Origin of the sequence: uncultured Victivallis sp. (assembly GCF_944391105.1) — a bacterium.
Lineage (GTDB): Bacteria > Verrucomicrobiota > Lentisphaeria > Victivallales > Victivallaceae > Victivallis.
Window position 1 is genome coordinate 19,043 of sequence record NZ_CALXSK010000050.1, and the last position, 10,617, is coordinate 29,659.

9 protein-coding genes are annotated in these 10,617 nt (G+C 57.0%); 7 read left to right on the forward strand and 2 right to left on the reverse strand.

Annotated features, from left to right (window positions below):
- Position 1: 1 nt before the first annotated feature.
- The gene (locus tag Q0K10_RS13330) at positions 2–838 is read right to left on the reverse strand and encodes a helix-turn-helix transcriptional regulator (RefSeq protein WP_294507902.1); all 837 of its coding nucleotides are present in this window, start codon (positions 836–838) and stop codon (positions 2–4) included.
- A gap of 114 nt (positions 839–952) precedes the next feature.
- Here Q0K10_RS13330 and Q0K10_RS13335 point away from each other — a divergent pair, with 114 nt between their 5' ends.
- The 4 genes from Q0K10_RS13335 to Q0K10_RS13350 all read left to right on the forward strand — a co-directional run bounded on the left by Q0K10_RS13335 (position 953) and on the right by Q0K10_RS13350 (position 5,837).
- Positions 953–1,828 (forward strand): hypothetical protein, encoded by an 876-nt coding sequence (locus tag Q0K10_RS13335; protein WP_294507904.1) that lies wholly within the window; start codon positions 953–955, stop codon positions 1,826–1,828.
- A 27-nt stretch (positions 1,829–1,855) separates the two neighbouring features.
- Positions 1,856–3,097, forward strand: a complete 1,242-nt coding sequence (locus Q0K10_RS13340; RefSeq protein WP_294507906.1) for a Gfo/Idh/MocA family oxidoreductase — start codon at positions 1,856–1,858, stop codon at positions 3,095–3,097.
- Between the two features lie 123 nt (positions 3,098–3,220).
- Complete coding sequence (melB, locus tag Q0K10_RS13345) at positions 3,221–4,582, forward strand: melibiose:sodium transporter MelB (RefSeq protein WP_294507908.1); 1,362 nt, start codon at positions 3,221–3,223, stop codon at positions 4,580–4,582.
- A 190-nt stretch (positions 4,583–4,772) separates the two neighbouring features.
- Complete coding sequence (locus tag Q0K10_RS13350; protein WP_294507910.1) at positions 4,773–5,837, forward strand: substrate-binding domain-containing protein; 1,065 nt, start codon at positions 4,773–4,775, stop codon at positions 5,835–5,837.
- 91 nt (positions 5,838–5,928) lie between these two features.
- Here the strand turns inward: Q0K10_RS13350 and Q0K10_RS13355 are convergent, their stop codons facing one another.
- Positions 5,929–6,057, reverse strand: a complete 129-nt coding sequence (locus Q0K10_RS13355; RefSeq protein WP_294507922.1) for a hypothetical protein — start codon at positions 6,055–6,057, stop codon at positions 5,929–5,931.
- On the opposite strand from Q0K10_RS13355, the gene Q0K10_RS13360 reads away from it, so the two are divergent.
- From Q0K10_RS13360 to Q0K10_RS13370, 3 genes are all read left to right on the forward strand, one after another.
- Positions 6,043–6,741 (forward strand): type II secretion system protein, encoded by a 699-nt coding sequence (locus Q0K10_RS13360; RefSeq protein ID WP_294507919.1) that lies wholly within the window; start codon positions 6,043–6,045, stop codon positions 6,739–6,741. The genes Q0K10_RS13355 and Q0K10_RS13360 overlap by 15 nt on opposite strands.
- A 13-nt stretch (positions 6,742–6,754) precedes the next feature.
- Positions 6,755–9,151 (forward strand): endo-1,3-alpha-glucanase family glycosylhydrolase, encoded by a 2,397-nt coding sequence (locus tag Q0K10_RS13365; RefSeq protein ID WP_294507912.1) that lies wholly within the window; start codon positions 6,755–6,757, stop codon positions 9,149–9,151.
- A gap of 179 nt (positions 9,152–9,330) precedes the next feature.
- The gene (locus Q0K10_RS13370; protein WP_294507915.1) at positions 9,331–10,350 is read left to right on the forward strand and encodes a LacI family DNA-binding transcriptional regulator; all 1,020 of its coding nucleotides are present in this window, start codon (positions 9,331–9,333) and stop codon (positions 10,348–10,350) included.
- Positions 10,351–10,617: the final 267 nt, after the last annotated feature.

Genomic DNA, 10,617 nt, shown 5'->3' on the forward strand with positions numbered 1-10,617 from the left:
GTTACAATTCCTCCCGGGAGAGCAGTTTCCCGCGTTGTTTCTGAAGTTCTCCCGGCGTGACGCCGCAGCGGTCGCGCACGAATGCGTGCAGATGGGTGACGTTCCGCATGCCGACCTCCGCGGCGATCTCCTTCAAGCCGAGCTCATTCCGGTCGATGAGCTCCATGATCCTGCCGAGCCGCCGCCGTGCGCGGTATTCGCCGGGTGAGATTTGAAACTTTTCCAGAAACAGCCGCCGGAGATGGCCGGGAGTCGCTCCCGCTTCCCGGCTCAATTCCCCGAGAGTTTTCCGGAATTGCCGGTCCGCGTCGATGAGTGCGCGCAACCGTGTGACCGGAGTGGAGGAACCATTCCGGCCGGAATTCGTTCCCGCGAGTATTTCACCCGCAATTCCGGCCGCCATCCACTCTGCCGCGGCGATGCTTGAGGGAGTTCCGTCGCGATGCAGCTCCCCGATGCGGGTGAACCGTTCCCGGAAGGCAAATGCCTGCTCCATCGAAAGCGGCAGGATCAGCGGAACTGGAATTTCGCCTGCGATACCGGATTTCAGCAGGGAGTGCGGATGGTGCGGGGCGGGCCGGAGCGCCGGTGTCCGGCATTGAATCACCCAGTTCTCCCGACGACGGTTGTAGCGGAAGTCGATCGTCAGCCCCGCGGGAAAGAGTGTCAGAAAAGGGAGCGCCGAAGCCTGAAGCGTGAGCAGCATTTCTCCCTGCGACGTATGGATATTCATGTAGTCGAGTCCCCCGATCACCACTCCGATGTGGGTGAAGATCAGTTCCTGTACAAAGGTTTCCGGCCGATTGTAGAGTCCGCAGTGGACGATTTCGAGTTCCATAATCGTTTTTTGTAATGATAAAAGTTTTTCTGTAATATTTTCGAGAATAAAGATAGTTGCTTTTTTATAATTTGCAAGTACACTAAAAAAGGAAACCAAACACGGGGGGGCGGGATGTTCTTGCAGGGAATCGTCATGACGCTGGTGACGGGACTGGTCTGGTGCTGCATCGGGATTGTTTACAGCCGTGCCGCACAGAAGGAGAGGGGATTTTATCTCTTTTTGTTTCTGAGCGCGTTCTTTTTCGCTGTGATGAGCTGGTGCTGCGCGGCGCCGAGTCCGGCGGAGGTCGGAATGGTTGCGGAGATTGCGGCGATCATGATTCCGGCTGCGGCGGCGAGTCAGCTCGGCTTTCTTGCGCTCGGCCGGGCGATGCGGCACGGCAGTCACGGGGTGAGCTGGAGCATCGCGCAATCGGCCATGCTCTGTCCGTTTGCCGCAGGGATGTTCCTGTTTGGAGAGGAGGTGTCTCCGCTGCGGGTCGCCGGAATGATTCTGCTTCTGGCGAGTCTCGTTCCGCTCGGTCGTTCGCAGTGCGGCGAATCCGCAGCGCGCGGGGGAAGGGCGTTTCTGATTCCGGCATTTCTCGCATTCGGACTGATCGGACTGCAGCAGACGCTGACGCTTCTGCCGAACCGGATTCCCGGAGTGGATTCCGCGGCATTGAGCTGGCGTATCCCGTTGTACAGCCTCTGCGGCCTCGGCTGGATCGTCGCCGTGATCCGGTTTCGGGAGTTCCGAATTCCGGGGATCGCGCTGCTTGCGCTGTTGAATGGTGCGCTGGCGACAGTGGGGCAGTGGACGTTTTACCGGGCGCTTGATCTGCTTGTCGAATGCGACGCGGCCGGCATCGCTTATCCGCTCGCGGTCGGCAGTTCGGTCGCGCTCTTTTTTCTTTATACGGAGTGGATCCGCAAAGAACGAACCGGCCCGGCCGGGATGTCCGGCGTTCTTCTTGCGGTTCTCGGAATGTTATTGCTCGCGTTTTAACCGGAAAAATCAGGAAAGGGGAATCGTATGGGAATCAGCATCGGCATGGTGGGACTCGGGAATTTCGGCAGTGCGTTTGCACCGCTGTTCAAAGCGCATCCGCTCGTGGACCGGATCGCGTTCTGCGACTGCGAACCGGACCGGGTGGAGAAGTTTGCGAAAGATCCGTTTTTCGCGGACAAATTCAATCCGCGAGACGTGTACTCCTCCCTGGACGAAATCTGCCGCAGCGATCTGGACGCGCTCGTGATCATCACGCAGCCGTGGCTGCATGCGCCGCAGTGCATCCAGGCGATGGAGTCGGGCAAGACGGTGTACAGCGCGGTGCCGCTGAGCTGTCTGCCGGACGGCGATGAGGTGCTCGACTGGTGCAACCGGATCATCGAAACCTCGCAGCGAACGGGGAAACATTACATGCTCGGTGAGACCACCTGCTTCCGGCCGCAGGCGATGTTCTGCCGCCGCAAGGCGCTCGCCGGAGAGTTCGGCGACTTCGTCTACGCCGAGGGCGAGTACATGCACGACGTGGACAACGCCTGCTGTTTGCGCGTCGTTCAGCGCGAGAGAACGGAAAGCCGGGTCGGCAGCGAGTGGCCCGCCCGCGAGGAGGCCTATTTCCGGCGCGGAAAACTCGCTTCGCCGATGAATTATCCGACCCATTCGGTCAGCGGCCCGATTTTCTGCATGGGGACGCGCGCGCGGAAGGTCGCGGCTTTCGGCTGGCGGAACCGCACGGGCGACTCCTACTTCCGCACGAGCGACTTCAGCAATGTGACGGCGCTGTATGAGCTCGCGAACGGCGCATCGATGCGCGTGGCCGAAATGCGTGAACTCGCCGGGCAGCTCAGTCCGCTTGAAAACGAGACGTTCCGCATCTTCGGAACGCGCGGTTCGTTTTCCGAGAACACCTGGTATTACAACGGAAGAACGAATGAACATGATGCGATCCGGCCGCCGCAGAAACGGCTCTACTCCGACGCGGAGCTGTTTGATCCGCTGCCGCCGGAGGTGCGTGAGGCGTTTCTGGAACTGCAGAACATTCAATCCGGCGATCTGCAGAACCGCGATTTCGTTCCGGCCGGGCACGGCGGTTCACACCCGTATCTGGTGCATGAGTTCGTGACGTGTGTTACGCAGGGGCGTCGGCCGCTCGTGAATGCGTGGGAAGCGGGCCATTACATGGCCATGGGCGTGGCCGCCGATATCTCCGCCCGACGCGATGGAGAGTTGACGCCGGTCCAGGACTGGGGGTACGCTCCGGAATTGTGACCGGGCCGGATACGGCAGCGAAAAAGGCGTCCCGGGATTTGCAATTTATGATTTTACGGAGTATCGTAAACCGGAGCGGAGGATGAACCCCGATTCGAAAACTCAAATCCCGGGAGCGGAATTATGCGGAAATTATCCTGGCCGGTGAAGATCTCATACGGCGTCGGCGCCTTTGGAAAGGATCTCGTATATGCGATTGTCGCAACATTTTTCACTTTTTACCTGACGGACATCTGCAAAATCAGTCCGATTTTCGTGGGGTATCTTTTCCTCGCGGCACGGCTGTTCGACGCGATCAACGATCCGATCATGGGGCTGATCGTCGACAATACGCGGAGTCGGTGGGGGAGATTCCGGCCATGGATTCTGCTCGGGACGATTTTGAATGCGATCGTGCTGGCGTTTCTGTTCTTCAATCCGGGGCTCTCCGGGAATCAGCAGCTCACCTACGTCGCGGTCACCTATTTTCTCTGGGGATTGACATACACGATCATGGATATCCCGTACTGGTCGATGGTTCCGGCGCTGACCAGTGACGAGAAGGAGCGCAATACGGTTTCGGTGATTCCCCGGATCTTCGCGAGCATCGCCTGGCTTGTGATCGGTTCTTTCGGACTTAAACTGGTGAAATGGCTCGGCGGCGACGAGCAGTCGGCGGGATTTGCGTGGCTCGCGTTGGCGATCTCCGGAATTTTCCTGCTCTGTTCCCTTGTCACGGTCTGCTTTGTAAAGGAGAATGTCCCGGTTCAGCGCGCAAAGCGGGAACACACATCCCCGAAGGAGATGATCCGGATTCTCGTTCGGAATGATCAGGTGATCGTGGTGTTGATCCTCTCGCTGCTTTTCAACATTTCGTTCCAGCTTTCGAACGGATTTGCAGTTTATTATTTCAAGTACGTGGTCGGGGTGGAAGAGCAGGTCGCCGCCTATCTGACGGCGGCGGGGATCGCACAGCTGTGCGGACTGTTCGGGTATCCGCTTCTCGCCTCCCGGATCGGGCGGAAGGCGGTTTTTTCCGCTTCCGGATTCTTTCCGATTGCGGGGTTTGCGTTTCTGCTGTTCGGAGTGCTGCCGGAGCAGGCGCTTTCCCGGCTGGTGACGATTTATCTGATCAGCGGAGTTGTCAACTTCGGCATCGGACTTTCGCTCGGAATCCTGACCGTCATGCTCGCCGATGTCGTCGACTACGGGGAATACAAGTTCGGGACCCGGAATGAGAGCATTCTCTTTTCGACCCAGACGTTCGTCGTGAAGTTTGCGGGGGCGTTGAGCGGTTTCATAACCGGAGCCGGACTCGCGTTGATCGGATTTGTTCCGGACGCGGTGCAGACGGTGGGGGCCACGTGGGGAATCCGGATCATCATGGGAGGAATTCCGATTGTTCTTTCGCTTCTTTATCTCGGCATTTTCTGGAGATTCTATCGACTTGACAGCGCGTTTCTTGCGAAAATCCGCCAGGCGTGCCGCGGCGACGATGCCGCCTGAACGACCGCCGAACTGATTTTCTGACGTGGGGGGAGTGATTCCCCCTTTTTTCATGATTTTTTCCCTCTTCCTCTTGACATTGCTCCCGGAGTTTGGTATAATATAGTTAGTCCGACTAAGTTTTCCGTTGTTTGATTGTTGCGGGAAAATAAAGAGAAAAAATAGTCGGACTAAAAAAAGAGGAGACGCCATGCCGAGAGTATTGACGGAAACGAAGCACTATCAGGCTGCCGCGCAGATACGGGAGCAGGTCAATACGTTGTCGCCGGGGGAGAGTCTGCCGGTGGCCAGCGAATTGATGGAAACGCTCGATATTTCGCACGGGACCGCGATGCGGGCGCTGAAGGTGCTTGCGGATGAAGGGGTAATTGTGCGGCCGCTCGGTCGGCAGCGCTATCGGATTGCCGAACGGTTCGAACGGGTGTCGGCGCGAATTTGTATGATTCGTCCGGATTTTTCCTCAAGTTCACTCGACAATATGGTGCAGAGTGTCTATGCGGCCGGCCAGAGACGGAACTGGAAGTTCAATCAGTATTGCTTCCGGAAAAGTGAAGAGGTGGATTTCGCGCGGGTGATGGGGGAGGCGGATGCGACCGTGTTGATTCCCGCGGCGGAATTTATCGGCCCGGAACTGGTGAAGGCGTTGCTGAAACCGGCGCGCCCCGTGGTGGTGCTGCTGCAGCACCTGCGTCATCCAGGAATCAACAACGTCTGCATCGACGATTTCCGGATCGGAGAGCTGGCGGCGGAAACGCTGTACGAACACGGACACCGCCGAATTCTCTTCATCAAGGATCAGCCGGACGAAACGACCATGGCGGAACGGTTCCGCGGTTTCTCCGCTGCTGCGAAACGATTGAACATTCCGTCAGGCGGGGAGTTGTTCTTCGATGCGCACACGAATGTATTCGAAGACGGCCGGGAGAATTGCTACCGGCTTTTCTCGGCGCTTCTGGATCGAGGGCGTCCCGATTTTACTGCGGTTTTTTCCGCCTCGCTTGAAGGGGGAATCGTCGCACTGAGGGCGCTCCGGGAGCATGGCCTGCGCGTTCCGGACGACATCGCGGTCCTGAGTTCCGGAGGAGAGGATGCGCTGCCCGCCTACTTGTATCCGCCGCTCTCCTGCATCGAAATCGACCGGACGAAATTCGGCGAATACGCGGCTGAACTGCTCGCCGCCGCGCTCGGACCGGACAGCGCTCAGCCACGTCAACTTGAAATTGCTCCCATGCTTGTTCTGCGCGAGTCTGTGTAGTTAGGTTCATTATGATGTTATGTTACGTTTTGGAATACAAGGAGATGTGACAATGAGTCTCTGTGGTGAAAAGTCGCATGCAATCAATCGTTCAGGGGAGGAAGGTATGAAAACGGAACGTATCGAACCGGTTGAATTTTTGAAAGTGAAAGTGGATCAGTTCTCCACGTGTGCCGGCCAGTTCCCTGAGTCGGAGATACCAGAGATGAGTGATGTGCATCCTGTTATCCGCAATTGCATTTTGTGTCCATTTAGATTTACACTTATCGAATTATTGGTTGTGATTGTAATCATTGCGATACTTGCGGCCATGCTGCTGCCGGCATTGAACCAGGCACGGGATCGTGCCAAGAGCACAGGCTGCCTGAACAATCTCAAACAGGTCGGGAATTATGTGCAGTTCTATGCGAACGACAATGATGATTATGTGACGACTCAACCGCTTTCATGGGGCTGGTATGACGGGTCCTATGGAAAAATGATCCGGGATTATGTTGCGTCCGGCTGGGAAGATTCTTCGGAAGGGGAAGTGCCGCTCAGAGGAAGCGCGCTGGCGAAGCTTTCCTCCTGCCCTGCTTCGGGGAGTACGACGCGACTGCCGCATTACCGCACCTGGGGACGCGAAGGGTTGTATTACAACAATCAGCAGGGCTGGGGGAAAGAGATGGCCGGTGGATACTTTTACGCAAAGATCGCCAAACTTCCTGCGACGGCGATGGTTGCGGATGATCCTGGGCTCAACAATCATGTCCGGGGAATCAACGTTTCCCTGAATTACGTGAAGCTCGACGGACACGCCGGAAATTTTTTCCAGCACGAGGGAAATCTGCCGGTCAACGGCAGGGGATTCTGGGATAATTACACAAAACTCAGTCGGCTCTGGTGGCTGATGAGCAATGATTAAAAAGGAGAACATCGTGTATAGAGTCATTCTGTTTTTCGCATTGCTGTTGCTGTGTGGGGGTGGTATTTCATTTGCCTCGGAGAATGCCCGAAATGAGAAAATGTGCTGGGCGCATTATGTCGGCTGGGGATTCGATCAGGTCAATGGGTATGACAAAGCAGCATTGTCGCCGGTCTGGATGCTGTACCCGTTCAACGACCGCACGCTGCTCGGCAGGAATCTGCAGTGGGACACCGGAATTTTCTTCGGCGCCCGCAAGCAGATCGACACGGCGCGCGCCTACGGGATTGACGGGTTCTGCATTGATGTTGTTGACCCGTCGGGATACAGTTCCGCATTGTCGCGTTTTTTCCGGGACGCCGAGGGAACGGACTTTAAAATCGCGTTGTGCATCGATCGGTTGAGTTATCCGAACGATTATCTGTTCAAGCACTTAGGTGAATTTATCCGCACCTGGAAAGATCATCCGAACGTTTGCCGGATCGACGGGAAAATGGTGATTTTCGTCTACAATGCGGGCGGAAAGAAGGTCGATGAATGGCTCGCACTGAGAAGGCGGCTTCGGGAAAACGGCCTCGATGCCTGGTATATCGTCCAGCCGATGCACGAGACTTCAATGTGGAATCAGCCCGACCGGCTTCGCGAGATATTGCGCGGGTACGATGCGTTTTATGATTTCGGCTGCAACGGATTTACGCCGGAGCAGATGAAGACGCGGCTCGCCAACGGGCGCGCGGCTCTCAGGGAGGTTCGGGAGGACGGAATGCTCGTCGGCGGCATTGCCGTCGGCTATATTGGTCAGAGCAGCGCCTTCTACCGTCCGTTTCTGAACTCGGGGACCCTCCGGCACAACTGGGAGGCCGCGCTGGCGAACAAGGTCGACTGGGTTTGCATCACGACGTGGAATGACTACATTGAACAGACACAGTTTGAACCGTCGGTCATAAACCGTGACGTGTTGTTGCGGATCAACCGGGAGTATCTCGACCTCTGGCGCGGAACAAAACCGGTCGCTCGTCCGCCGCGGGTCAGCTACAGTTATCACGACGAGGTGGTGATCGGAGATGATCTGACGATCGAGGTGCTGGGATTCTCCTACACAACCCCGGAGGCGTCCGTGAAGATGCGGCTGCTCGATGAAAATGGAAAATTGCTGCATGAATTTCCGGCGGTCCGGCTCGACCCGGAGAAAATGACCGTCCGCACGTTGCGTCTGACGCACGAACAGTTGAAGAATTTCAAGGTGATCCGGGTTCAGGCCGCAGTTGTTGCGGAAAATCAGAAACCGGAATTCCGTGAGCTCCATCCGATTATCCGCCGTCCAGGCCGACTTGAAAGTGTGCGCACGATACGTCTGAGTCAGGACGACATGACTTCTCCGACGATCTCTCTCTCGATCGCGGAAAACGAAGGGAAACCGGTCGCCCGCATCCGGATCAACAGTTGGACTTTCGCCGGGAAATACGAACTTCTGCGCAACGGCTGGCCGGTCGCCGAAGGGGAGATCAGTCACTTCAAAAAACCGGTTTGCGAAATCAGCGTCTCTCTTCCGGAGATTCCTCGTTCGCCGGAGGATGTCTATCTTGTCCGGCTGACCGATGTTTCGGATCGGGCAGGCTTCAGCAATCCGGCTCTTTTGCGGAGTCCGGGATTCGAAGGGGAAAGCGTGCAGCCGGTGATCGTGACCGGATCGGACTTCGATGAAAACTGGCCGCTGTGGAGTTCACGCATCTCCCGGTTGCGGAAACCGGAACTCCGGAGTATGAAGATGGCGGAACGCGACCTGTTCCGCATCCGATATGACTTTCTCGAGGGGGAGGGGGATGTCATCGTTTCCAGAGGGGGGTGGAGCATTCCGGCCCGGCTCGGCCGCGCGGGAGGTCTGGCGTGGGGAGTCGCAAAGGAGGCGTTGCCGAAATGGATCAAAGAAACTGGTCCGGATGGTTCAGAACGGGTGATGCTGCACTTCGACGGTGCGGACGACAATATCGGAATCGCTTCCCGGTCGATGCCTTACGGCCCGTTTACGCTGGAGATGCTTCTCAAGCCGGAGGCGGATGGAAGAAAGATGACGCTTTTTTCGGATCGCTGTGGCATTTCGCTCTCTCTCGATGAAGAGGGGAGACCCGTTTTCCTGCGCAATCGGGATTCCGTGACGGGAAAACGTGCGCTGGAATCCGGAAAATGGACGCATCTGGCGGCCGTCTATACAGGAGAGTCCCTCGTGCTCTACCTCAACGGAAAGAAGATCGGGGAGGGAAAGGCCGCCATTTCCACCATCCCGGTCAATTCTCTGCCTCGCATCGGCAATGCGCTTGATCTGAACAATGGGTTCCGGGGGATGCTTGCCGGGTTTTCGCTCGAAGGGGCGGTTCGTTCTCCCGGGGAGTTCCGATTGAATACCCTTTGAGAAAACAACTCGCCTGTTCCAAATGGTTCTGACAGGATGGAACAGGCGTTTTTTCATCTTTTTTTCTTTCCTCTCTTGACATTACGATGCTTTTCCGGTATAATATTGTCAACTGGTTTGATAAAACCGGTTTTATTTTTGGGAAAATATGTCAACCGGTTGACAAGTGAGGCGCAGTTTTGACCAGAAAGGCAACCATACAGGATGTGGCGGATTATCTGAGCGTTTCGAAGAGCGCGGTTTCGCATGCGCTTTCGGGGCGAAGACGGATCAGCCCGGAGCTGTCGCGGCGGGTGCAGGCGGCAATCGATGAGCTCGGATACAAGCCGAATTTTGCGGCGAAGGTGCTGAAGTCGCATTCGACCGGATTGATCGGCGTAGTGGTCAACGAGCTGGAAAATCCCCATACGGTAGCGCTGGTGAACGAACTCTCTCGGGAGCTCGGTCGTTCCGGCTATTCACTCACGCTCTGCCTGGCCGAATCGAAGGAGCCTGAGGCGGGCCGCAAGTTGATCGGGCGGATTTCGAACGGCATGGTCGACGGAATCATCAACATGCTGCCGCAGCTGCCTGTCGAGGAGGCGCAGGAGGCGGCGGACGGAACTCCGGTTCTGACTTACCGACGGCACAAACTTTCGCCGGTGGTGCTCGATTACGAATACGGCGTGACCCGGGCGCTCGATTATTTGTTTGAACTTGGTCATCGCCGGATCGGGATCATTTCGATCTCTCAACTCTGTTACGGCATGCCGGATCCCCGTGTGATTGCCTATCGGAAATATATGACGTCGAATGGGTTGTTTGATCCTGAACTGATTTTTCCTGGGGCCGGAGACATGGCCAGTGGAAAGGAGGGAGCAGAGGTGCTGCTCTCGCTTTCCGAGCCGCCGAGCGCAATTCTTGCGGGGAACGACCTTACCGCTTCCGGCGTGCTGCTCCGGGCGCATGAACTCCAGCTGAGACTGCCGGAGGAGTTGAGTGTGATCGGGTTCGACAACAGTTCGCTCGCGGCGGCCACGTATCCGACGCTGAGCAGCGTGGATATGTGCGTCCCGGAGGTCGCTGTGCATACGGCCCGGGTCCTGCTCTCGATGATCGGGGGGAAATCCGGCGAAGTTCCGCCGATTGAAATCAAACCCGAGCTGGTCGTGCGGAACTCCTGCGCCCGGCCTCAATTAGAACGAAAGGGTAATCGATGAAACCACCATTCTCTCCGATCGGGTCCCGTTTGATGAAAATCCGTCAACGTTTCCATGGCCGTCGGCTTTCCGCTCCGCAGCCAGAATCGTCAGAACTTCCGCAGCAAAGTTCCGCGCCCGGCGGAACAAGAGAGGGGTTCGGGGGAGAGATCAGCTGTCAAACGCTTCCCCAGCCACTCATCGCTCCGCAACCCGTTTCCGCGCCCGGCAGAACAAGAGAGGGGTTCGGGGGAGAGAAAGCGGCTCGTAAGAGCGCGTCTCTCCCCG